Origin of the sequence: Neobacillus niacini NBRC 15566 (assembly GCF_001591505.1) — a bacterium.
GTDB classification, from domain to species: Bacteria; Bacillota; Bacilli; order Bacillales; family Cytobacillaceae; genus Neobacillus; species Neobacillus niacini.
The window spans coordinates 12,659-36,494 of the sequence record NZ_BCVA01000008.1 but is presented as its reverse complement, the minus strand read 5'-3'; the positions used below and the strand labels follow the sequence as shown (position 1 = coordinate 36,494).

Here is a 23,836-nt window from a genome sequence, read left to right as displayed (position 1 = left end):
ATTAATCCTCCTATTTTACCTTGTTGGGTTTAGTTTGTTTTAAATACTTACTGACAAAGTCTGTTGTCGTATCACCTGAATGGAATGCCGAGTGGGCAATCACTTCTTGCAGCATTGGGATATTGGTTTTAATCCCTTCAATATGATAATCAGCTAATGCAGCTTGTAAGCGATTGATTGCCTCTTCGCGAGTGCTTCCTTTAACAACAAGTTTCGCGATCATTGGATCATAAAATGGCGTAACGACGGATTGCCCGTGAATAGCTAATTCATGTCGTACTCCCGGTCCATTCGGAAGATCTAATTTTGTTATTTTTCCAGGTGAAGGGAAAAATGTCTTAGGGTCTTCTGCATAGATTCTAACCTCGATGGCATGGCCCTCTCGTTTTACATCTTCCTGAGAAAAATTCAAAGGTTGACCTGCAGCAATTTGCAATTGTTGTTCAACTAAGTCCAAACCTGTAATTTCTTCCGTAACCGGGTGCTCTACTTGTAAGCGGGTATTCATTTCAAGAAAGTAGAAGTTTTGCTCTTCATCCACTAAGAACTCAATGGTTCCTGCATTTTTATACCCAATTGATTTTGCCGCTTTCACTGCAGCCTCGCCCATCTTCGTACGGGTGTCTTCCGTGATAAACGATGATGGGGCTTCTTCTACAACTTTTTGATGGCGACGCTGGATTGAACATTCACGTTCCCAAAGATAAACGGTATTCCCCTCACCGTCTGCTAAGATTTGAATCTCAATATGTCTTGGATTGGAAACAAATTTTTCTATATACATTGAACCATCACCAAAGAAATCTGTCGCCCGCTTTTGGTTTCCCGCAAAAGCTTTTCGGACTTCATCTCCGCTATGGACCACCTGCATTCCAATTCCTCCGCCCCCAGCAGAGGCTTTCAGCATGACAGGGTACCCGATGCGATCAGCCACTTCTACTGCTTCCTCTGCATCTGCCAGCGGGTAAGTAATTCCTGGTACAACAGGAACACCTGCTTCTTCCATCACTTTGCGTGATTCAATTTTACTTCCCATTTTCGAGATTACCTTTGGAGAAGGTCCGATGAAGATTAGACCTGCTTCCTCACAACGACGGGCAAATTCAGCATTTTCAGAAAGCAAGCCATATCCCGGATGGATTGCCTCTGCCCCTGAAGCTTGAGCAACCTCTAGTATTTTATTGATGTTTAAATAGCTTTCTGCTACCCGGGAACCTCCGATTAAATAGGCCTCATCTGCTAGTTTTACATGCGGGGCATCCGCGTCCGCTTCAGAGTAGACTCCAATCGTTGTAATTCCTAAAGCTTTGCATGTACGGATAACACGAACAGCAATTTCTCCGCGATTAGCAATTAAGATTTTTTTGAACATGCTTTCCACCCTTTCTCGCTTTTATCAACTCGTAAGCTTCCTTACAAAGATATGTAAAGATACATTTTTATCAACTATCTTTATCAAAAACTCCTAATCTTAAATTAGAAACCAGTCATTTGCCAGGCTAGTTCCTGACAAATGACCAGCGCACCTGACTACCTCTTAGCTGTTGCTTTTTCCGCAACAATCCTTTGTATTTGAAGAACAGTAGCTGGGTCTTCTAGTCCTGTAATATCGCCTTGAACCTTTCCTGATACAACAATTTCCTTTAATAGGCGGCGCATGATTTTTCCGCTGACTGTTTTCGGCAGCATATCGGTAAAAATAATCGATTTTGGAGCTGCAATCTTGCCAATTTGTTGGATAATCTGGTCATTTACTTGCTGTTTTAATTCTGCTGTTTCATGATAACCATCGGCAAGACGGACAAAAACGAGTGGAACTTCTCCTTTGATTTCGTCAGGTATTCCGATGATTGCCGTTTCAGCAACACCCTCAATTTCTAGTACAGCGCTTTCCATCTCCATTGTACTTAATCGATGTCCTGCGACATTAAACGCATCGTCCGAACGGCCAACTACCCACAAATAGCCATCCTGATCAACTAACGCCAGGTCGCTGGCATAATAGCAGCCATCCACTTGACTGAAATAGGAGGCGTAATAGCGCTCAGGTTCTTTCCAAAGGGTACGGCATAGCATAGGAAATGGTTTACGAATAACCAGATTACCTAACCTTCCAGGTTGAACTGAATTTCCTTCTTCATCCACGACATCAAAAACAGCACCTAAAAAGGCAGTACCTGCAGCACCTGGTTTCATTGGCGTCAGCCATGCTGCTCCTGCGATAGGCGACCCTGCTGTTTCCGTCTGCCCCCAAGTATTGTTGATATATACTTTCTTCTTACCTAACACATCGTATGTCCAATACCATGTTTCTGGATCGAAAGGCTCTCCTACAAGAGATATGACATCCAGGCATGTTAAATCAAATTTTTCTAAAACCTTCTCTCCCATACTTTTTAACATTCTTAATGCAGTTGGGGCAGTAAATAGTTTATTCACCCTATATTTTTCAATCACTTGATAGAAACGGTCTTTTGCTGGATAATCTACTGCTCCTTCATAGACAACGGTTGTTACACCATTTGCTAAGGCACCAGTAATCCCCCAAATATGCATGGTTAACCAGCCGATATCCGCGGTACACCAGAAAACATCGTCATCCTGGTGATCCATATGATACTTGGCATATATATAATTCTGAATAACAAAAGCCATGCCGGAATGTACAACACCTTTTGGTTTCCCTGTGGTCCCGCTGGTATAAAATACAATACCGCTCTCATTCGCTTCTAATCTCTCAGGTTCACAAACAATGCTTGCTGCTTTTGTCTCTACATGCCACCAGTAATCCCGGCCTTCTTTCATTTGAACCTCTGAACCTAATCTATTTACAACAATGACAGCATCTATGGAAGCAATCGATGGGACAACATTGTCAACCTTCTCTTTTAAAGGAATCAATTTTCCCCTGCGTTCAGTTGCATCCGCAGTAATCAATACCTTCGGCTCAAAATTAATAAGTCTGTCAGTCAATGATTTTTCGGAGTAACCTGAGAAAATCGTATTGTATATGGCTCCAATTCGAAAACAAGCTAAAACGGAAATAATGGCTTCTGCAAGATTTGGTAGAAAAATAGCGACACAATCGCCTTTTTTTACACCGAATGATTTTAGAACATTGGCAAACCGATTAACCTCCGCAAGAAGCATATTATAGGTATAAAATTTGCTGTCTCCGTTTTCCCCCTCCCAAATCAGAGCTGTCCTGTTCCCTGCACCATTTTCTATATGCCGATCAAGTAAGTTTACACTCGGATTACTTATACCGCCGGTAAAAAAGCGAAAATCAGGAAGTTCTCCACTAATGGTTTCATACCATGGTTCATACCAAACAAGTTCACGTGCTGCCGTATCCCAGAATGTTGCAGGATCTTGTTGAGATTGTTTAAGAAGTTCTTGAAAAGCTTCGGTACTGCCAATCGATGTTGAACGTACTTTTTCTTCTGCTGGATAAATGAGTTTACTATTTGAAACAACTTGTAAAATTCCACTGATATCCATAATATGGCTCCTTTAACAATGATATTTATTCACCATAAAAATACGTTAACATCCAATTTGTTTCGCAATGACCATTCGTTGAACTTCAGATGTTCCTTCACCAATTTCCAATAGCTTTGCGTCGCGGAAGAATCGCTCCACTTGATATTCCTTCATATATCCATATCCGCCATGAATTTGAACCGCTTGGTCGCAAGCACGCATACAAATCTCAGATGCAAATAACTTTGCGTATGCGGCTTCCTTCTTAAATACTCGTCCTTGATCCTTTAACCAGGCTGCTTTGAAAACCATATTCCGCGCCAATTCGACATTCATTGCCATATCAGCTAGCTTAAATTGAATGGCCTGGAAGTTTGATAGACTTTTTCCAAACTGCTTTCTTTCTTTTGCATATTGAAGTGACTTTTCATATGCTCCTTGAGCAATCCCTACCGCCATGGCACCAATTCCAATTCGGCCGCCATCAAGAGTAGCTAAGAATTGTTTGTAACCGTTTCCAATTGTGCCTAGAAGATTTTCTTTAGGAACTCTTACATTGTCAATGATAAGTTCTGTTGTATTAGAGGAATGAAGACCCATTTTTTCGTAGTTGTCAATCACAGTGAATCCAGGAGCATTGGTAGGAACAATAAATGCGCTGATCCCATTGATTCCTTTTGAACGATCTGTTACTGCAGTCACTGCCAGGTGCTTGGCATAGCTTGCATTTGTAATGAAGCACTTTGAGCCGTTAATCACCCACTCGTCTCCATCAAGAACTGCTGTTGTTTGAGTTCCCCCTGCGTCGGAGCCTGCATTTGGTTCTGTTAATCCAAATGCACCGAAAGATTCTCCCGTACAAATAGGGGTTAAGTATTTTTCTTTTTGCTCGTGGGTGCCAAATAGATTAAGTGGAGCCCCGCCTAATGAGATATGTGCTGAATATGTAATTCCAGTGGAGGCACAAACGCGGCTAAGTTCTTCTACGACAATTGCAAAACTGACTGTGTCTGCTTCCCCGCCGCCATATTGTTCAGGAAATGGAAGACCCATGATACCTAGCTCTGATAATTTCGCGAAAATCTCTTTAGGGAATTCCCCCGTCCGATCACGTTCATCTGCACCAGGAGCAACCTCTGCATCAGCAAAGTCCCGAATTAAATTGCGGATCATCTCCTGTTCTTTCGTTAAATCAAAATTCATTTATCAACAACTCCTTTTAACAATTATGAGTGTTTTAGAAAAAAAATAGAAAAAACAACCTATTAAACTCCTTTTCTGCGTGCAGCCCCCCTTTCAATACATTCCAAATTTTCTTATAATCAGAATATAACGATTAGCAATATTATGCTATGTACCTTTTCATGAATATAGATGTGATAAATTTGTGTCTTTTACACAAATTTATAAAAATGGACCGATATGTAAATTACATTTCATAGAGGAAGGGTGATGAAACGGTGCAAGATACATTAACTCATCGGCAACTTAAGTCCTTGATTCATGTTTCCAACGTTATTAATTCCAAATTGGATATAAATTCAATTTTTGAATCCATCATGAGTGAAACCATCTCTGTGGTGGAAGCGGCTGGTGGGGGCTCGATATGGATTTTTGACAAAAAACAGAACCGACTAATCGCAAAATCAGCGCAAGGATTATTTTATCCTCACATCTTCAGGCAAATTAAACTTGTTAGCGGTGAATCGATGACGGGGATGGCTTTTGCTGCGAAAAAATGTCTCATTTTTTGGGATGAGGAAGAAGTGAAGCAAGCACTGTCTACACTGACTCCAGATAATAGAGATTTATTAGATCAGGCAATTCCGAGTAATTTTCATTTTACCTCTGTTATTTCCTCCCCTATCTTACAAAAGGGAGAATGTATCGGTGTTATTACATTAGACTCATTTGAACAGTCTTTGCAGTTTAAGCAAGAGGATATTCATTTATTGGAAGCGATTGGCCACCAAGCTGCGGTTGCCCTGGAAAAATCCAAACTATTTTTCGAGAAGGAAAGAATGGTTCATAAGCTTTCCCACTCTATTGAAATACATAGAAACTTAGCAAATCTTGTGGTGAATGGAGAAGGTATTCAATCCATTTTAAATTTTATACATAAATCAATTGGACAGCATCTGTTTCTCTTTGATGAAATTGGCGAGCTTAAGGCTTCTGCCTGCCATTCCTCCTTTTCTGTTGAAATGACCGAATTTATGAAAGCGTATGCAAAACAAATTATCTTAACTCTAGAAAACTCACATACTGTTTCTGAAATAACTTTAATAGACGATTCATACCAATTGGTTGTATTACCGCTTGGCTCTAAACAAAAGTCTCTTGGCGGTCTTATCATCCTTTCTAAACAAAAAGTAAGTAAAGTGGATATCGCCGCGCTTGAACATGCTTGTACAGTGATTTCACTTGAACTTGTAAAAGAGCAAGCGGTATATGAAACACAACAGCGTTTACGAGGAGAATTCGTAACCAAACTTTTTTCCGGACAGATTGATGAGCTGCTAATTCAGAAAGCAAAAAATTTACAGTTTGATCCGAACTGGAACTACGTGGCGATTATTATTAATGCGAAAGATAAGGTAAACGAGCAAAATGTGATCAGTGAACCCGTTATAAGAAATTTACTCCATATGACCAATCGAACATTGCTAGGAAGGAATTTTCAGGTAACGGCAGTACGGGAAAAAAATCAAATCGTTGCCCTTCTATCCTTGGATGTAAGAGTTACTTCATCCAATATTGTGGCTGAAATTAAGGAACTTGCAAAAAAGTTACAGCTTGAGATTACGAATAAATATAGCGAGATCGATGTATCCATTGGGATTGGAAGAATGAAGCAAGGACTTACACTTGTCCATGAGTCATTTGTCGAAGCGACTAAGTGTATTACGTTTCTCAAAAACTACCTTTTTGATGATAGAGTCATTAGTTATACAGACCTTGGGGTTCAAAGGTTTATTTTGCAAAATTCCAAGGAAGAATTGATTGATTTTATCCAAGAAGTATTAGGTGCTCTTATCCAGTACGAACAATCAAGGAAAGGTGAATTATTAAGCACGCTGATTGTCTATTTAGACCAAAATCAAAACATCAAGAGAACGGCAGACTCCTTGCATATTCACACCAATACGTTAAGCTATCGGTTAAAGCGGATTGAAGAAATTCTCGTAACAGACCTGAATGATAGTCAATCCCTCTTTAATATTCATTTAGCGATAAATATTTATCAGTTCATAAAAGATAAAGATCCATTACTAACAACCAAAGGCTAAATAGAAAAACAAATGCCCGAAAAACAGGAATAAAGCCCATCTTTTTAATAGAAGAGATTGGGTAATATTGTCTAAAATGAACCAATAGAACAAGTTCTATTGGTTCATTTTTCTAAATATAGGGATTTTTCAGTTAATAAAAACTTCCTCCTCTGGTAATATACTCTATAACTACCATTTGTTTCTATACTCGAAAGAAATGGCAGCTAAACATACTGGGGGGAATATCTATGAAAAAGTTTTCAAAGGCTGTTATTCCAGCCGCCATGGCATTAACCATGACACTTTCTACAACTGCATTGGCTGGACCTCAATCAAATCCAAACGGACCTTATATTGAGGGAGAACAAAATATCTCTTTATCAAGCTACATGTCTAATGAGGAACTAACCAAAACATTACAGAAACTGGAAGCGTCCTCTAAAGGGAAAATGAAGTTAGAAGTAGTCGGATATTCCAACCATACGTTAGATGGATATAAAACCGAAGTAGACAAAGGAGATCCATTGTATGTAGTCAAATTCGGTGATGCCGATCCAAACAAAAAAAGAATTTTAATTACGACGCAAATTCATGGTAACGAACAAATTGGAACAGAGGCAGCGATTGATATTATTCAAAAACTATCAAGCGGCGGGCAGGAAATCGATGAAATACTAGAAAATGTATCTATTTGGATTATGCCAAGAATTAATCCAGAAGGATCAGATAATACATATGAAGGAAAATGGTACCCTACTCGTTATACACACCAAACCTGGCTTCCAGAAAATATAGCTCTTCCTGCAGGAACCTTGGCGCCTTGGTACTATAATGCCGATGGCAGTGAAAGGGGTCAGGCAAATGATGGCCGTGTGGTGTATGGAATCCCTGGTTACGACCAAAACCGAGACTACAATCCTAACTTAGATTTTAGAGTGGAAAATATAGATAAAAGTACAGTTGCAGACTTTTTAAATAACAAAGCTACAAATAATAGTAAATATGGCGGTTTTTATGTAACAGCCGAAGCAAGGACGGTTACAGGTGTATTTAAAGAATTTAAACCTGATGTTTATGTAGATGTTCACCACCGTGGATTTAATACACTTTCTGATGAGGACAACAGATCCGTTCCAGTCCAAGTGGCGGCAGTTGTAGCCGATCCATACACCGATCCATTCTCAGGTAAACAATATGAAGTGGATGAAGAGGTATTAAAGCTTGGTAAACAAGTAAATGCGCTGGCCAATCTTGCTCTTCAAAGAGGGAACTCGCATTATGGCGCCATTCAAAAGTATCCTGACGTTAACCTTCCAGGTACAGCACTTGGAGCGTTTGCTTTAAATGATGCAGCCATCATGCTAATAGAAATCAAAGGTCAAAGCCAGACTCTAGGACAAAAACAAGCCGGTATGTTAAAAGAAACCGTAAAAGTACCATTATTTGAGGTATTTAAAGGGCTTGCAGATGGATCGATTCATGATGTGGATACAGCGATTTATGATGCCATTCCAGAATCAACAAATAGAATTGAAGACCCTACCACAAGAGATTAAGTAACAGAGACTGACACCAAAAGGAGCAATTCTTTTGGTGTCAGCTTTTTTAGTTATATTAAAGAACCTCTCCATTGCTTTCAATGACTTTTTTATACCAATGGAATGAATTTTTCTTTCTTCGTTCCAGTGTTCCACTTCCATCATCATTCTTATCGACATAGATAAATCCATAGCGCTTCGACATTTCGCCGGTTGACATACTGACTAAATCAATACAGCCCCAGCTTGTATAACCCATTAATTCCACACCATCTTCTATTGCCTCTCCCATCGCCCTCACATGGTCACGGAGGTAATCAATCCGGTATTCATCATGGATAGAACCATCACTCTCCAGTTGGTCATGTGCCCCTAAGCCATTTTCAACCACAAATAGTGGCATCTGATATCTTCCATAAAGCTTGTTTAAGCTGATACGTAAACCAACTGGATCAATCTCCCATCCCCAGTCACTAGCCTTAAGGAATGGGTTTTTTACGCCGCCAACAATATTTCCTTGTGATTTTTCCTCTTCAGACTTTCCTTTTTTATCCGTACGAGACATGTAATAACTTAAACCAATATAATCTACCGTACCTTGTTTGATTAAATCTAAGTCCCCGTCTTGAATCTCTAATTCAATGTTCTTTTTTTTAAAGAAACGCTTAATGAAAGCAGGATATTCCCCGCGCACATGTACATCACCACAGAAATAGTTAAAAAGTTCCTCTTCTTTTAACGCATACAAAATGTTTTCAGGATTACTATCGAACGGATAAACAGGTGCAAAAAGAATCATGCAGCCAATTTTTGCCCCAGGAATAATTTCCTTGCAAGCTTTAACTGCAATCGCACTAGCAACAAATTGATGATGAAATGCCTGAAACGTCTCCTGGTAACGACTTTCTTCATTTTTTGGAGAAAAGCCCATACTCATAATTGGCATTTTTAAGGCACCATTAATTTCATTAAAGGTCATCCAATACTTTACTTTATTTTTATAACGCGTAAGGATGACATTCGCATATTTTTCAAAGAAGCTCACAACTTGTCGACTTCTCCAACCCCCAAATTCTTTTACTAAGTGCAAAGGCATTTCATAGTGAGAAATCGTTACAACAGGTTCAATTCCATACTTGAGTAATTCATCAAAAACCCGATCATAAAACGCCAAACCCTCTTCATTTGGATCCTTCTCATCACCATTTGGAAAGATCCTTGTCCAAGCGATCGACATCCGAAACACTTTAAAGCACATTTCCGCAAACAAAGCGATATCCTCTTTGTAACGATGGTAAAAATCAATCGCTTCATGATTTGGATACGTGTATTTTTCACGATCGATTTCAAAGTTGAACCCAGCTGACATTAAAATTTGAAGACGCTCTTTTCCACCTGGCAATACATCTGCAATATTTAGGCCCTTGTTTCCTTCATTAAATCCACCTTCTATCTGATTCGCAGCAGTAGCACCGCCCCATAAAAAACCTTTAGGAAATGCCTGTTGTTTTGAAATCAATCCTTTATCCTCCAATCGATAAATTATGTTATATCCTGTTATATTTCTATTGTCTTTGCTCGTTTTCATAATCCTTACCATCATTTGTAGTATTCGACCATTTTATTCTGGATTTCAATGAAGCAAACTAGAGTCATTAACTTCTTCTATCTATGATACAGTCACCGTGATTTATCTAAACGAAGTTTTACAATTTTAACCTTATTCCTCCTCAATACTATTTAAATGTTTAGCTAATACTAAATACATTATGTTTTCTGATGGAGTGATTTGAATGTCACGAAAAAAAGGTAGCTCGATACATTTTTTCTTGTTATTTGTTGTGATTCTGGTTCTTATTTGGTCCTTGATTAATCCTGAGGAAGGTTATAAGGTTTTGATGATGGAGATTTCACCTTCCGTATTAGTTTTAATATTATTGGTATCAAGATACAATCAGTTTCGGCTTACCACTGTTTCCTATGTCATTATTACTCTTCTTGTCATTTTGACTTTTATCGGAGGGCATTATTCTTATGCCAAAGTTCCTCTCTTTACATGGATCAAAGATTATTTTGATTTACAAAGAAACCACTATGATCGGTTCGGTCATTTTCTTAAGGGGCTTATGGTCATAGTTATAATCGAGATATTATTAAGGAAAACCGTTTTATTAAAAAGTAAAACGACAAATTTTATTGCTCTATGTATAACACTTGCAATAGGGGCTTTCTACGAAATCATAGAGTGGATAAGTACAAAAATTGGGAAAGAAGGAAAAGCCACAAAAGATTTTTTAGGTATGCAAGGAGACATATGGGACGCCCAAAAGGATATGGCACTCTTACTAGTGGGTTCAATTCTTTCGCTTCTTTTCATAAAGATCCTTTATAAGCAATTGGAAAAACCTAAATAACAAAAACACTCATAAATGTTGATTTAACAACATTTATGAGTGTTTTATTGTTCTTACAAATGATTAGCAATTAATTTAAAATCCTATCCGCAAATAAAATCAGTTTACATTTATTGACTGATTAATAAAAGATTCAACCTTTTTATTTGTTACATAGCTATGCAAAATCATCCCTAAAATGACCACAAAAATACCAATCCAAGATAAAAGGGTTGGAAAAGGTATGGAAAGAAAAAGTAATTCCCCCACTAATGCAAAAACCACTTCCATTGATTGTGTTGCTTCAACAGCAGCTAACTTCTGCATATTTCCTCTTACCATATCCGTAGCCATGAAAAATAACACAGTAGCAATGACACCTGAAGAAAGTGCCACCAATAAGGATTGAAGACTTTGCCCTCCACTAGGTAAACCGACGGTAAACAATCCATAGAAGGATAGCAAAATCCAGAATGGAAGGCTTGCTAAAGTCATTCCTAACACGCGTTGATACGCATCTAAACGCCCTTCACTTACATCCATCATTTTGCGATTTCCTAACGGATAGGCAAATGAGGCGATTAGAATCGGCACTACTCCCAATAATACATTTTCAAAAGAAAGTTGCTTTGCGTGTTCCATTTGCATGAGAACAATCCCTAACAGAATGATCAAGGACATGACAAGGCCTCTAAAGGGAATTTTCCCTCTTATCTGTATAGGGCCATTCTTTGTAGCGATCGTTTCAAAAAATAACGGTGTCAGTAATGCGCCTGAAATGATGGTTATTTGCCATGTGCCCGCGATTAGCCAGCCTGGTGAGTATGCAGCGGCAAAACACAATGGAGCATAGAATAATCCGAAGCCAACAAAGCTCCATAGCAGCCATTTTCCTGGTCTTTCTTTGATTTCTTTTAATAGCGGCCGTAGGTTTTTCCTTATAATGACAATACATAAAAGAAATGGGACCATAAAGAGATATCGGAGCGAGGCACTCCAAATCCAACTGCCTCCAGATAACTCCATCGACGCGTTAAGAACAAATGTAAAAGCAAAAAAGAAGGCTGCACAAATACCTAATACGATTGATTTCACTAACCTCACCTCGGCTCGATTTGCTGTGATAAAAGTTCGCCAAGACTTAGCCAGTTATCTTCTACCAAACGGACTACTCTTTCAAACTCTCGATTTTTACATGCTGAAATAATTTGATTGTGCTGTTCTACCGATTTTAATCCTTTAACTGAAATAAATTGTGAGATTTCAAGTCGTTGAATTTTAGGCAGAATACGTTCCAATGTGAATGCAATTTCAGGGTTCCCAGCCAAGTCTAGGAAAACGTTGTGAAAAGATCCATCTGCCTCAATGGCCTTAATTACATCACCATCTTCAATTGCTTGTCTCAAAGTCTTATTGCTAAGCTCTAAATCTTCAATTTCCGACTCCTTCAATAATGGACCTGCAAGTCGAGCAGCTAATGCATGTAAAGCTGCAACCACGGTAAACGCATGTTTCGCCTCCTCTAACTTTAATGGTGCTACGCGAGTAGATGATCCCGGCAGTGACTCAACAAGCCCTTCATCCTCCAGTCGTTTAAGTGCTTCTCTAACAGGAGTCCGGCTAATTCCAAACTTTTCTGCTAATTCTTTGTCACTTAGACGCTCATCAGGTTGTAATTCCAAGTTGATAATTGATTTTTTTAAAGTTTGATATACTTCATCTCTAAGCGACAAACGCTTTATGGGTTTTATCATGTTTTTTTTCATAAAACCAATATATCGCATATTGGTTTTTAATACAATCCATCATTTTGAAATTTCGAATGACGACGTTACAAATCATTTTTGCCTTCTCGTATCGATTTTCTTGCAGGTATAAGATTAGGCGGAGAATTTCCTGCTAATATGTATAGGGAAGCTTAAGGAGTGGATATAAGCGGAGATATTCCGGGTAACTGCTCAAAACAAGGTAAAATCTATGGTTTTTGACAATTTAAACGGAAAAGCTCCCCTTATTATTAAGGAAAAATGGATATTTCATAAATTAGTCGGAATTCTTTCTTTTATTTTTCATTTGTAGTGAAATCAACATTCAGTTATAACAAAGGCTGATCTTAAATGAAGTATATCTTGCGGGGGTACATTGGCTATTGTAAATGCAAAGCAAAATTCTCCCAGAACATTATGAAAATCCCTTTATATCAACAAAATAGACCTCCAAATTACCATACAATTTGGAGGTCATTCTACATTACATATTTAATGTTTGCGATAGTTAACGGAACCCGTTTCTATAAAAGCATCTCTTCTTAAATCCCTAATAAATAGGTAATTCCTACATAAACTTCAGCTAAGACAATCGTTGAAATGACCATGATGTGAAAAACAATCCAACCGAATTATGTAGAAGAGAAACCGACAATTTACAGCATAATGACAGGCACATGCTTATCCCTGGAAAGTCCCAGGTTTTGTTACGTTAAATGCTTATTTTTTGAGCTCTCTTCAACTTAAGATCAAAACGATCTGCATTCATGACCTTGACCCAAGCAGCGATGAAGTCCCGTACAAACTTCTCATGGTTATCGTCTTGTGCATACACCTCTGCAATTGCACGTAGAACAGAGTTTGAACCAAACACAAGGTCTACTCTGGTTGCCGTACGCACGACTTTACCTGTTTTACGATCACGTCCTACATATACGTTTTGTTCCACAGGCTTCCACTCAATTCCCATGTCGAGCAAATTAACAAAGAAATCATTTGTGAGTGTACCTACACGCTTAGTGAATACACCGTGTTCTGCTCCACCGTAGTTGGTACCTAGCACACGCATACCGCCAATAAGAGCTGTCATTTCTGGTGCGGTAAGGCCTAAAAGTTGGGCCTTATCCACTAGAAGCTCTTCCGGACTCACTCTATACTGATCCTTCTGATAGTTACGGAAACCATCCGCGATAGGTTCAAGCACGGCAAAGCCGTCAACATCTGTTTGCTCTTCAGTAGCGTCGCCACGTCCAGGTGAAAAAGGAACGGTTACATCAAAGCCTGCATCACGCGCAGCCTTTTCTATGGCAGCACTTCCTCCTAGTACAATCAAATCAGCAAGGCTGACTTCCTTCTTTAATTTACCTTGTAGGTCTTCGAATACCTGAAGCACTTTTCCAAGCTGCTCCGGCTGATTCACTTCCCAATCCTTCTGTGGAGCAAGACGGATGCGTGCACCATTCGCGCCGCCGCGCATATCTGAGCCACGGAAGGTACTGGCAGAAGCCCAAGCCGTTGTGACTAACTCGCTGATTGTTAGTCCTGAGTTTAGGATTTTCCCTTTAAGATCTTCTATTTCACTGTCTGTTAATTCATAATCAACAGTCGGAACCGGATCTTGCCAGATTAAATCTTCTTTTGGCACCTCTGGACCTAGATATCTCTCTTTAGGACCCATGTCACGATGAAGAAGTTTAAACCATGCACGTGCAAACATGTCCGCAAATTCTTCTGGATTCTGATGGAAACGACGTGATATCTTCTCGTATTCAGGATCATAGCGTAAAGCCATATCCGCTGTGGTCATCATCGTTGGAACTTTTACGGATGGATCTTCAGCGTCCGGTGCAAGATCCTTTTCATCAGGATTGACAGCAAGCCACTGAAAGGCACCTGCCGGACTCTTTGTAAGCCACCATTGATATTTAAACAATAGATTAAAGTAACCATTGTCCCACTGTGTTGGATTAGCCGTCCAAGCACCTTCAATTCCGCTGGTAATGGTGTCATGCCCCTTACCGCTTCCGTGTGTGCTTAACCACCCTAAGCCCATTGCTTCAATAGGAGCAGCTTCTGGTTCTGGACCAACATGAGCAGCATCTCCTGCACCGTGCGCCTTACCAAAAGTATGACCGCCCGCAATGAGTGCCACTGTTTCTTCATCGTTCATTCCCATCCGGGCAAAGGTTTCCCGGATATCACGGGCACTTGCAACTGGATCTGGGTTACCGTTTGGACCTTCAGGATTCACGTAAATAAGTCCCATCTGAACAGCAGCAAGTGGATTTTGCAGTTCCCGATCACCAGAGTAACGATTATCACCCAGCCAGTCTGTTTCAGTTCCCCAGTAGATATCCTCTTCTGGATGCCAGATGTCTTCACGTCCTCCTCCAAAACCAAAAGTCTTGCCTCCCATGGATTCAATCGCAACATTACCTGCTAAAAGGAGCAAGTCGGCCCAAGAAATCTTGTTGCCATACTTTTGCTTAATCGGCCACAGGAGCCTGCGAGCTTTATCGAGGTTGCCGTTGTCAGGCCAGCTATTCAGTGGAGCAAAACGCTGTGCACCCGTTCCGCCTCCGCCTCGGCCATCGGTTATACGATAAGTACCTGCAGCGTGCCACGACATTCGGATAAAGAATGGACCATAATGTCCATAGTCTGCTGGCCACCAATCTTGACTGGTTGTCATGAGCTTCTGAAGGTCTTGCTTAAGAGCATAGTAATCTAGTTTTTTAAATTCTTCTGTATAAACAAAGTCTTCTCCCATAGGGTTAGATTTTCTGTCATGTTGATGAAGAATATTTAAATTTAACTGGTTTGGCCACCAATCCTGATTCGTCGTGCCGCTAGATTTGTTACTAGTAGCGCCTCCGTGATGAAACGGGCACCCTTCTGCTTTAGCATTGTTTTTAACGTCCATCGTTTTTCCCCTCTCTTTGTAAAATAAAGAACAAATAATTATTCTTTCTAGTGGTCAAAAACTACAAACTCCTGACAATAACTATTCTATTTATATTCTACTAAGCTATTACTAAAAATTGATAAAATAGCCAAAATAATCACAAACTTGTCACAAAGGACCTTAAAACCATAGGCTTTCCAATACTGGTAAATGGAAAATCTGAACGTTTTCTGCACAAAAAAACTGCAGGTGTGAAAAACACCATGCAGTGAAAGGTAATCATATTTAATTTATACCCATTGAATAGACCCATACACATCATGCGGATGGTTTGATAATTTAAATCTTCTATACTCATATTCTAATTTTGATAGTGACATTTCGGAAAGCTTTTGATCATCTTTATTATAAACATTTAAAAAGATTAATTTATTAATAAGTTTTTGCCGCTTTTTTTCATCATTTTTTCTCATCAGAAACACTCCTTTAGATTTACAAAGTCTTTCCCTTGAATACAACAATCGTTTATTTGATTAATCTTATTATAAACTTATAATTCCTATCTGTAAAGTAGGAATTAAAAAAAGTAAAGGCGGTTCCACTTTATTGTAGAAACGCCATCGTTTGTTTATATATTTATTCCAGTCTTTTTATCAAAATATCAATTAAAAATATCCCTTTTTTTAAACATTGAGCTGGCAAATCGCCACATTACTTTTGGCTTGGTCAGCCAATGTATGCTGGCGTCGTTTTCTTGATTACCGAGGACTTTCTGTGCAAGGAATTTTGTTACTGGTTCGACCTTGTCGCCTAAAATATTGAAGATTTTCCGGTTGTGCTCATCAAGAGATTTCCTTAAAAAATCAGTCGCAACCATTCCAGGGCTTAACGTGCCTACTTTAATAGTTGTCTGCTTGGCCTCGATAGCCAAAGAGCGGGTAAAGTAGCTGACAGCACTTTTTGATGTTCCATATAACGTCATCTTTTCGCGCATCATCCCGTTGCTGCCGAAGCCCTCCATATTAAAAATTTGGCCGGAACCTTGTTTTAACATGTGATTGAAGGCTACATGGCAGCCGTTCATTACACCTTTTAGATTGGTATCAAGAATTTGGTCATATGCCTTTTCTTCCAGCTCCCAAAAGTATTTCCGCTCTTGGTCAATTCCTGCATTATTGATCCAAATATCGATCGTGCCAAATTTTTCTTCGGCGCATTTCCATAATTGCTCCATCTCGTCTCGTTTACCTACTGCTGCAGCGAAACCATCGACAGTATCGGGATACAATATTCTTAAACTTTGCATTGCAGCATCCACACTTTCCTGTGACTGTCCATTTATCGTCACCCTGCAGCCTAATCGTAGAAATTCCCTGGCCAGTCCATACCCAATTCCTCTTGTACTTCCCGTTATTACAACATGCTTCATCGTACATGCCAACTCCATTTCCATGAAGAATTCAACTATCTACATTATAAATTCTTTTCAATGGGCATTTCCTGCTGGTAATAAATAATTATTGAAATTTTTGTAAACTCTTATAATCTTTAATAAAAAATGTTATTGGAGTGTTTTGGTCATGATAAAGTCTGTCTGTTCTTCTTCACCCATAAAAAAAGAGTGGGCTCCAGTTTGCACATATCCCATTTTCGTATAAAAAGCGATCGCATTTTCATTTCTTTCCCATACGCCCAGCCAGATTTTCTTTTTACTACATTCCAGTGCAATTTCCGCAGCTTTATTTAGCAGGACTTTCCCAAGCCCATGCTTATGAAACTGTTTCTTAATATAAATTCTCTCAACTTCGAGTGATTCATCACCCATTTCTTCAGACTGAGCGTCATTAATATTGACCTTTAAATATCCAGCAACTTCATTATTAAAAAAAATAAAGTAGAATTGAGAAGAAATATTGGCTATTTCTTTGTCTAATTGTTTTAAGTTATATGCCTTTTCTATATAGGCTTCCATCGCCTCGGGTGTGTTTTGATCTTTAAATGTCTCATTAAATGTTTGATAACTAAGTTCTTGAAGTTGGTATAAATCCTCATGGGTACACTTTTTTATAGTAATCGTCATTTATATCTGCCTCTCCTTATAAATCAATAATTTCTCTTGTTCCCCTTTTTTACAAAATCCCAGTCTATTTCTATATTTTTTCTTACTCTTTGAAGAAGATTAAAAATAGTTTCTACTTCTTTTTCGGAAAATCCGGATAATGCTACCTTATTGGAATGATTATTTTCTCTTACTATGAAAGGATAAACTGTTTTCCCTTTCTCTGTTGGATAAAGTTTTTTAATTTTTTTGTTACGTTCATCTTCTTTCTTTTCAATAAAACCATTCATTTCAAGTTTTTTTATGGCACGGGCTGCTGTTGTTCGATCTACTTTTATCATTTCAGCTAACTTTTCTTGAATGATTCCAGGGTTCTCACAAATTCGGACAAGGTACAAATACTGCCCCTTTGTAAGGTCATATTCTTTAAATTCTATATTACTGATGGAATCCAATGCCCTTGCGATCATTCCGATTTCTCGCAAAATTTCCTTCATGATAAACTCCTTAACCTTCATTTTTTGTTGCATTTACTATAAAGATGGTATAATTTAAATGTAACCTATTTTTGTTGCATTTACAACAAAAACAAATGGATAAAAAGGACTGATAGAATGAATGCAAAAAGAGTAACGACCGATGAAGATTTAAAAGCAGCATTTGCTATTCGAAAAGAAGTATTTGTGAGAGAACAAGGGGTACCGCTAGAGGATGAATTTGATCAATTTGATACACTGAATGGAATTTGTGAACACATTTTAGTCTATCAACAGGATCAACCAGTCGGAACGGGAAGGTTACGGTTCATCGATGGAGTAGGAAAATTGGAGCGAATCTGTATACTCGAGCCATACCGTAAATTCGGTCTTGGAAAAGTCATTCTAGCCACATTAGAAGGACTTGCTGCTGAACGAGGAGCTAAGAAGGTTAAATTACATGGACAAACACATGCGGAAGGTTTTTATAAAAAACTTGGTTATCAGACTGCATCTGATATCTTTATGGAGGATGGTATCCCCCATATTCTTATGCTTAAAGAATTGTCTAGTAAATAATGATAGTAAGGTCGAGTTACCCATATATCTAAAAAAATCAGCTCCAAAAACCTTGGAGCTGATTTTCTATTATCTTATTTGTGGTCGATAATTGCCCAATAGGCTGGTTTTACATTGTATTCTGGATCAAATACAAATGGTGCATCTTTTCCTGATCTAGGTACCATTTTAGTATATGGAGCATTTGGCAGTGTTACAACATTGCCATCTCCATCATAATAAACATCTGCACGGTCATTTAACCATGTATGATTATCGGCAATACCCCAGAATGTTACATTGCTGATTTTATCTCCTAATTTCTCATATATCTTAAATAATCGATCATAACGGTCTGCTTGATCTATGAATTTTTGTCCTGGAATTGCTTCATAAGTCGGAAACGCTCTTACAGGCCAGCCGTACATACTAACATCAAGCTCGGTAATTTGGTTATCTAATCCTAGATCGGCAAACATGTTAATAGTATCTTCAATTTCTTTATCAGAAGGCCAGCCAATTTGGATGTGTGACTGATGCCCAACACCATCAATAGGAACACCTTGCTCTTTTAAACTTTTTACCAGGTTGTAAAGGTAGGTTCTCTTTGGTGTTACTTCTGTATTGTAATCATTGATATATAACTTAGCGTCTGGAGCAGCATATTTTCTGGCTGTCTCAAAAGCAACTTTAATATAGTCTGTCCCGGTGATGAGGAACCATGGAGATAGACGTAAACCATCAGGCTGCCCGCCCCACTCATCAATTACTTCATTGACAACATCCCAAGATTTTATATCATTTTTATAACGTGATACGACCGTTTTAACATGATTTTCTAAGCGGCTTAGTAAAAGCTCTTTGTTAGCCTCAAGATTTGCTGGATCAGCAACTACTTGTCTTCCATTTTGCCAAACTACCATTGAATTTCCATTTCCATCTTTAAAGAACCAATCTGGTACTTGGCTATGCCAGACAAGCGTATGGCCGCGCATGTCCATTCCATTTTCTTTCGCAAACTTAACAAGTTTATCTGCTGGTTCCCAGTTAAATTGCCCTTCTACTGGCTGTAGACTGCTCGGCTTCATGACATTTTCTGCTACGATACTATTAAAATGGCGCTTTAACATTTGTGCGTCTTTTGAATCTAACAATTGAGAGGGTTCCACCGCCGCTCCAATAGTAAAAGAATCTTTGTATCTTTGGTCCAATTGCGGAGCTGTTAATCCGCTAATACTTGGCTTATTTGAAATATTCGTTTCGGCACCTGCTGACCCAACCGGTAATAATAAAGCTAAAGCTAATCCAGAAATAATAGGTTTACGTAAAACTTTTAGCATGTCTTAATCTCCTCTTTATTAATAGATTTTTGAAAAAGTCTAAGCTAAGGTGAAAATTATTCTTCCTTTTCTGAATTTATTGTAACGCAAATAACTTTGTCTATATACCAGACAAAGTAAAGGTCTTACTTTTACTTTTAAAGGTAGTTACCCCCAAAGTGGTATTATTTACTACCTTTAAAGTATCAATTATCTACAATGTGGCTATTCGATGTAAATTTTAAAAAAATAAAAGCAGCACCACAAATATGGTACTGCTTAATCACCGTGATAAGTACCTATTCTTGTTTTCCAATATCGCTAAACGAATTAGTTTCAGTTTGATTTCTTTGCTTAATGAAAGCCATTCCGGTTTAAAGATTTTCATTTTCCATTCCCCCATAAGAGTATTGTTCATTCCATTAACAACATATCTTGCAACAATATTCATCTGAGCTGTATTTGATATTTATCATTCCCCTTCCCGCGAGCTCTTTAACATTTTTCGTTTTCCATTTTTCTACATTTTTTTCGATTTTATAAGATTAAAAGATTCGAAACAATAATGGGGTTTATTACCTTTATCTAACGGGTACTGAATTACCATAGTATATTTTTAGGAGGTATCATTTTTCCATGAACAATGAACAATACCCAAGCAAATTACCCGCACAAGAACAAAACCAGCAGCCAGGGATGGAGAAGGAAATGAGGCCACTTCCAGAATCCGAAAATCCGAACTACAAAGGAAGCGACAAGTTACAAGGAAAGAATGCAATTATTACTGGTGGAGACAGTGGAATTGGACGTTCAGTAGCAATTGCCTTCGCAAAGGAAGGAGCAAATGTTGCGATTATTTATTTAAATGAAAGCAACGACGCCGAAGAAACGAAACAGCTGGTTGAGGAGCACGGTGGAAGGTGCCTATTAATTGCTGGGGACATCGGTGATGAATCCTTCTGTAAAGAAGCTGTACAGCAAACGGTAGATGAGCTTGGCGGCCTTGATATCCTTGTAAACAATGCGGGTGAACAGCACCCTAAGGACAGCATTATGGATATCGGTACAGATCAGCTGGAAAAGACATTCCGGACAAATGTTTTTTCTATGTTCCATTTAACAAAATCGGCGTTACCTCACCTTAAGGAAGGAAGTGCCATTATTAATACAACATCCATCACTGCATATAAAGGGAATCCAAAGCTGCTCGACTATTCTTCTACAAAAGGTGCCATAACATCCTTTACAAGGTCTCTTGCCCTTCAGCTGGCTGAGAAAGGAATCAGGGTAAATGGAGTCGCTCCAGGACCTATTTGGACACCGCTTATTCCTTCTACGTTTACTGCGGAAGAAGTAAGTAAATTTGGACAGGATTCACAGATGAAGCGTCCTGGACAGCCGGAGGAGGTTGCTCCTGCATTTGTCTACCTCGCCTCACATTCAGATTCATCCTATGTAACTGGACAAATTCTGCATGTTAATGGTGGACAAGTCGTTAATGGGTAGGTTTCTAAAAACAGCCCTAAAATAAGGGAATTCCTTACTGTTTTCTATTAATGTTTTATTTTGTTTTTTCACCAATTAAAACGGACCTCCGGTATATGGATGGTCCGCTTAAATGTTTATTTAATTACTTATGTATGATTTTTTATATTAAGATATGAAGAAAGCAGGGAATATGAAACATGCCCCCTGCTTTCTTTATGCTCTTTTTGTTGCCCCTGCCAAGGAAATTCATTTTAACACATTACTTACTTACTTGCCACGTCTATAATGATCCTCCTGTATATATGCAATCAGTTTTAATTCTTAAATACTATTTAACTTGGATTCACATTCGACTATTTTGAGTTTTAGTGACAGTAATAGATTGTAACGACTCATTTCCCCACATAATAAGTTTCCGTCGGGCCCAGGTAGCTATTTGCCGGTTTCTTGCCTTCCCGATTGATGACAAGCTTTTCCAAAATAAATCCTGGGCTTACTGCATAAATCCTTAGTGTATTTAACCCCGCCGTACAATTTATGCTGCTACAGTACCTGCGGATGGTACTAAGTACCCCGGCTGCCCAGTTTTGATCATCAACACGATATCCTTCTGGGAGTGTATTTAATATGTTAATGATATCCTCATTTGCTTGTATTCCACAGAATAACGTATGTTCTGTAGTGACAGGGTTGGAAGGCTGCATACATAATTCCAATTCATACACTCCAGCTTCCTGTACGACGAAATGATATTCCAGATAAGGTGCGTCCTTTCCTGCAGTAAAATATTCCGTTGTTGGAAAAGCCTTCACGGCAGATAATGTCCTGCCATATCCCTGGAGCACTTTAAATCTATTAACATTACCAAACTGATTCGTTGCTTCCTTATTCAGAAAGTAATGCTCGGCTTCTATCGATATATATCCATTCGTTTCGACATAGGTCATAGCAGGTAAATCACTGAAATCATCCTGTGCTGCATTTACAATTATTGTAGCCGTGCCGCATGGCATCTCAACGACAATACTGCCTTCTGTCTCGTCATGCATAGCACTGCGATCAATCTTCACATAGATGACCTCCTTTGTTTTTTCCTTCCCATCTAGGTTGCCGCTCGTTTTCGAACATATCAGCCACTGATTTTTGCTAGTAATCTTAAAATCTGCGTTCAAATCACTTAAACTTGAAATTGTAAACGAAGCCTCTTCTATATCAGGTTGCAGAAAGTCATTTAAAAAGAGATTATTATTATGCCAAGCAGGGCCCTCCGTGTACTGTTCCGTCCCATCCACCGTGACCATGAGCCTTGGCTTGCTAGCAGGTAAGACATTCATTAGAATCGGGTACCTGCATCCTTCTTCGTTCCAGTTGATAAAACCAATATGCTCAGATAGCCCCATTCCGTACCACTTACCTTTATCAATCGAATGATACTCTTCCACCAGGTCCCTATCTCTTTTCAGGCATTCTCTAATTTGGTCAGCCAGTCTGTTTGCTTCCATTTTCCCAAGCTTTGCATCATAATGATTTTTCTCCGTAAGTAACCACATCTTCTGCAAATTGAGATTTCCTACAGCAGGATAATATACTAGTGAGAAATAAGTGGGTAGATTCTGAGAAACCACAAACTTATATAGTTCTTCAGCAATATCCAAAAGGTAATCGATTTGCTTTAATGTATAATCACTTTCCTTGTAGTTCACCGGATGATATACATCTGCATTCATGTGCTCAGGTCTGCGGTTATGAGCAATCTTTGTGTAACCTGTGAGCAGCTCAAATGCCTTTTTCACTTCATCCTGAGCGAATATCCCATCAAACTGTTTTTGAATCCATTGCATGGTGTAAATATCCGTCTTATTTACGGCACTTGTTCCCCATTTTTCAAAATCATAAGCCAAATCCATGAAAAAGGATAACGGGAATTCCTGTGTAGCAATATCACCTAAATTTACAATCCACAGGTCCCGAATACCGAAGTCGTAAGCCATACTCATCTGCTCCCATATCTTAGGGAGGTAGGAACTATTAATCCATTCATACGAAATCGGGCCGCCATGATAGTCAAAATGATAATACATACCATAACCACCTTTATGGGTACGCATTTCTTCCGTTGGCAATGTCCGTAAGTTGCCATGATTATCATCACAGAGCATCAGAATGACATCTTCAAGTTCCTCTGAGTTCATTAATCCTGGTGTATCGTTATCTCCATAAAAGAAAGGTTCCACTTCTTTATATAAAGCTAGCATTCTTGGCACTTCTGAAAGATTTGGATTGATATTTTCCCGAATCAACTGGTTTTGTGTCCTTAGCACATCTCGCAGCAACTCGATATTGTCAGCCAGTGTAGCTTCTTTACCCATAATGGTAGTATCTTGTTCGCCCCGCATACCCACCGTTACCACATTTTCAAATTTGCCACTGCGCTTCAGGCCGTCTTCCCAGAACCTTGTAATTCCTTCTCTATTCGTAATAAAATTCCAGGCATCTCCATAAATTGAGTTCTCTCCACGCAGATACTTATATTCTTCACCATACCGCAAACATGGCTCATGATGGGACGCCCCCATGAC

The 23,836-nt window shown here is 38.9% G+C and carries 19 protein-coding genes; 5 read left to right on the top strand and 14 right to left on the bottom strand.

Annotated elements, in window-relative coordinates; translation table 11 throughout:
• Window positions 1–10: 10 nt before the first annotated feature.
• The 3 genes from accC to BANA01_RS09265 all read right to left on the bottom strand — a co-directional run bounded on the left by accC (window position 11) and on the right by BANA01_RS09265 (window position 4,686).
• A complete protein-coding gene (gene accC / locus BANA01_RS09275) occupies window positions 11–1,372 on the bottom strand; it encodes an acetyl-CoA carboxylase biotin carboxylase subunit (protein WP_034677452.1) in 1,362 nt (453 codons plus the stop codon).
• A gap of 158 nt (window positions 1,373–1,530) precedes the next feature.
• Complete coding sequence (locus BANA01_RS09270; RefSeq protein WP_034677451.1) at window positions 1,531–3,501, bottom strand: acetate--CoA ligase; 1,971 nt, start codon at window positions 3,499–3,501, stop codon at window positions 1,531–1,533.
• A 45-nt stretch (window positions 3,502–3,546) separates the two neighbouring features.
• Window positions 3,547–4,686 (bottom strand): acyl-CoA dehydrogenase, encoded by a 1,140-nt coding sequence (locus BANA01_RS09265; RefSeq protein WP_034677449.1) that lies wholly within the window; start codon window positions 4,684–4,686, stop codon window positions 3,547–3,549.
• Between the two features lie 257 nt (window positions 4,687–4,943).
• Here BANA01_RS09265 and BANA01_RS09260 point away from each other — a divergent pair, with 257 nt between their 5' ends.
• Together BANA01_RS09260 and BANA01_RS09255 are read left to right on the top strand one after the other, a co-directional pair.
• Window positions 4,944–6,773, top strand: a complete 1,830-nt coding sequence (locus BANA01_RS09260; RefSeq protein ID WP_063252836.1) for a helix-turn-helix domain-containing protein — start codon at window positions 4,944–4,946, stop codon at window positions 6,771–6,773.
• 230 nt (window positions 6,774–7,003) lie between these two features.
• On the top strand, window positions 7,004–8,311 hold the full coding sequence (locus tag BANA01_RS09255; RefSeq protein WP_063252835.1) for a M14 family zinc carboxypeptidase: 1,308 nt from the start codon (window positions 7,004–7,006) through the stop codon (window positions 8,309–8,311).
• Window positions 8,312–8,369: 58 nt separating this feature from the next.
• Here the strand turns inward: BANA01_RS09255 and BANA01_RS09250 are convergent, their stop codons facing one another.
• On the bottom strand, window positions 8,370–9,812 hold the full coding sequence (locus BANA01_RS09250) for a glycoside hydrolase family 1 protein (RefSeq protein ID WP_063252834.1): 1,443 nt from the start codon (window positions 9,810–9,812) through the stop codon (window positions 8,370–8,372).
• 274 nt (window positions 9,813–10,086) lie between these two features.
• Here BANA01_RS09250 and BANA01_RS09245 point away from each other — a divergent pair, with 274 nt between their 5' ends.
• Window positions 10,087–10,707: a DUF2238 domain-containing protein gene (locus BANA01_RS09245; protein ID WP_063252833.1), complete on the top strand. Its 621-nt coding sequence runs from the start codon at window positions 10,087–10,089 to the stop codon at window positions 10,705–10,707.
• A gap of 99 nt (window positions 10,708–10,806) precedes the next feature.
• Here BANA01_RS09245 and BANA01_RS09240 read toward each other — a convergent pair whose 3' ends face one another.
• The 7 genes from BANA01_RS09240 to BANA01_RS09210 all read right to left on the bottom strand — a co-directional run bounded on the left by BANA01_RS09240 (window position 10,807) and on the right by BANA01_RS09210 (window position 17,913).
• Window positions 10,807–11,781, bottom strand: a complete 975-nt coding sequence (locus BANA01_RS09240) for a DMT family transporter (RefSeq protein WP_063252831.1) — start codon at window positions 11,779–11,781, stop codon at window positions 10,807–10,809.
• 5 nt (window positions 11,782–11,786) lie between these two features.
• Window positions 11,787–12,452: a GntR family transcriptional regulator gene (locus BANA01_RS09235; RefSeq protein WP_063252958.1), complete on the bottom strand. Its 666-nt coding sequence runs from the start codon at window positions 12,450–12,452 to the stop codon at window positions 11,787–11,789.
• Between the two features lie 712 nt (window positions 12,453–13,164).
• Window positions 13,165–15,375: a catalase/peroxidase HPI gene (gene katG / locus BANA01_RS09230; protein WP_063252829.1), complete on the bottom strand. Its 2,211-nt coding sequence runs from the start codon at window positions 15,373–15,375 to the stop codon at window positions 13,165–13,167.
• A gap of 272 nt (window positions 15,376–15,647) precedes the next feature.
• Window positions 15,648–15,830 carry a Fur-regulated basic protein FbpA gene (locus BANA01_RS09225; protein WP_063252828.1) on the bottom strand — a complete coding sequence of 61 codons (183 nt, stop codon included), beginning with the start codon at window positions 15,828–15,830 and terminating at the stop codon, window positions 15,648–15,650.
• Window positions 15,831–16,018: 188 nt separating this feature from the next.
• Complete coding sequence (locus BANA01_RS09220) at window positions 16,019–16,804, bottom strand: SDR family oxidoreductase (RefSeq protein ID WP_218008389.1); 786 nt, start codon at window positions 16,802–16,804, stop codon at window positions 16,019–16,021.
• Between the two features lie 114 nt (window positions 16,805–16,918).
• Window positions 16,919–17,437 (bottom strand): spermidine/spermine N(1)-acetyltransferase, encoded by a 519-nt coding sequence (gene paiA, locus BANA01_RS09215; protein WP_063252824.1) that lies wholly within the window; start codon window positions 17,435–17,437, stop codon window positions 16,919–16,921.
• Window positions 17,438–17,460: 23 nt separating this feature from the next.
• Window positions 17,461–17,913 carry a MarR family winged helix-turn-helix transcriptional regulator gene (locus tag BANA01_RS09210; protein WP_063252822.1) on the bottom strand — a complete coding sequence of 151 codons (453 nt, stop codon included), beginning with the start codon at window positions 17,911–17,913 and terminating at the stop codon, window positions 17,461–17,463.
• Between the two features lie 117 nt (window positions 17,914–18,030).
• On the opposite strand from BANA01_RS09210, the gene BANA01_RS09205 reads away from it, so the two are divergent.
• A complete protein-coding gene (locus BANA01_RS09205) occupies window positions 18,031–18,471 on the top strand; it encodes a GNAT family N-acetyltransferase (RefSeq protein ID WP_063252821.1) in 441 nt (146 codons plus the stop codon).
• Between the two features lie 74 nt (window positions 18,472–18,545).
• Here the strand turns inward: BANA01_RS09205 and BANA01_RS09200 are convergent, their stop codons facing one another.
• Together BANA01_RS09200 and BANA01_RS29865 are read right to left on the bottom strand one after the other, a co-directional pair.
• Complete coding sequence (locus BANA01_RS09200; RefSeq protein ID WP_063252819.1) at window positions 18,546–19,790, bottom strand: endo-1,4-beta-xylanase; 1,245 nt, start codon at window positions 19,788–19,790, stop codon at window positions 18,546–18,548.
• A gap of 262 nt (window positions 19,791–20,052) precedes the next feature.
• Window positions 20,053–20,220, bottom strand: coding sequence for a hypothetical protein (locus tag BANA01_RS29865; RefSeq protein WP_169803672.1), 168 nt, complete (start codon window positions 20,218–20,220; stop codon window positions 20,053–20,055).
• A gap of 185 nt (window positions 20,221–20,405) precedes the next feature.
• On the opposite strand from BANA01_RS29865, the gene BANA01_RS09195 reads away from it, so the two are divergent.
• The gene (locus tag BANA01_RS09195) at window positions 20,406–21,275 is read left to right on the top strand and encodes an SDR family oxidoreductase (protein ID WP_063252818.1); all 870 of its coding nucleotides are present in this window, start codon (window positions 20,406–20,408) and stop codon (window positions 21,273–21,275) included.
• A gap of 374 nt (window positions 21,276–21,649) precedes the next feature.
• Here BANA01_RS09195 and BANA01_RS30550 read toward each other — a convergent pair whose 3' ends face one another.
• The gene (locus BANA01_RS30550; RefSeq protein WP_268875065.1) at window positions 21,650–23,833 is read right to left on the bottom strand and encodes a glycosyl hydrolase 115 family protein; all 2,184 of its coding nucleotides are present in this window, start codon (window positions 23,831–23,833) and stop codon (window positions 21,650–21,652) included.
• Window positions 23,834–23,836: the final 3 nt, after the last annotated feature.

Excerpts from the sequence above, each read along its gene's own strand:
- BANA01_RS09235 (WP_063252958.1), bottom strand. The coding sequence starts at position 12,452 with ATGAAAAAAAACATGATAAAACCCATAAAGCGTTTGTCGCTTAGAGAT.
- accC (WP_034677452.1), bottom strand. The coding sequence starts at position 1,372 with ATGTTCAAAAAAATCTTAATTGCTAATCGCGGAGAAATTGCTGTTCGT.
- BANA01_RS30550 (WP_268875065.1), bottom strand. The coding sequence starts at position 23,833 with ATGGGGGCGTCCCATCATGAGCCATGTTTGCGGTATGGTGAAGAATAT.
- paiA (WP_063252824.1), bottom strand. The coding sequence starts at position 17,437 with ATGACGATTACTATAAAAAAGTGTACCCATGAGGATTTATACCAACTT.
- katG (WP_063252829.1), bottom strand. The coding sequence starts at position 15,375 with ATGGACGTTAAAAACAATGCTAAAGCAGAAGGGTGCCCGTTTCATCAC.
- BANA01_RS09210 (WP_063252822.1), bottom strand. The coding sequence starts at position 17,913 with ATGAAGGAAATTTTGCGAGAAATCGGAATGATCGCAAGGGCATTGGAT.
- BANA01_RS29865 (WP_169803672.1), bottom strand. The coding sequence starts at position 20,220 with ATGAATATTGTTGCAAGATATGTTGTTAATGGAATGAACAATACTCTT.
- BANA01_RS09200 (WP_063252819.1), bottom strand. The coding sequence starts at position 19,790 with ATGCTAAAAGTTTTACGTAAACCTATTATTTCTGGATTAGCTTTAGCT.
- BANA01_RS09205 (WP_063252821.1), top strand. The coding sequence starts at position 18,031 with ATGAATGCAAAAAGAGTAACGACCGATGAAGATTTAAAAGCAGCATTT.
- BANA01_RS09270 (WP_034677451.1), bottom strand. The coding sequence starts at position 3,501 with ATGGATATCAGTGGAATTTTACAAGTTGTTTCAAATAGTAAACTCATT.
- BANA01_RS09245 (WP_063252833.1), top strand. The coding sequence starts at position 10,087 with ATGTCACGAAAAAAAGGTAGCTCGATACATTTTTTCTTGTTATTTGTT.
- BANA01_RS09195 (WP_063252818.1), top strand. The coding sequence starts at position 20,406 with ATGAACAATGAACAATACCCAAGCAAATTACCCGCACAAGAACAAAAC.
- BANA01_RS09255 (WP_063252835.1), top strand. The coding sequence starts at position 7,004 with ATGAAAAAGTTTTCAAAGGCTGTTATTCCAGCCGCCATGGCATTAACC.
- BANA01_RS09265 (WP_034677449.1), bottom strand. The coding sequence starts at position 4,686 with ATGAATTTTGATTTAACGAAAGAACAGGAGATGATCCGCAATTTAATT.
- BANA01_RS09225 (WP_063252828.1), bottom strand. The coding sequence starts at position 15,830 with ATGAGAAAAAATGATGAAAAAAAGCGGCAAAAACTTATTAATAAATTA.
- BANA01_RS09220 (WP_218008389.1), bottom strand. The coding sequence starts at position 16,804 with ATGGAGTTGGCATGTACGATGAAGCATGTTGTAATAACGGGAAGTACA.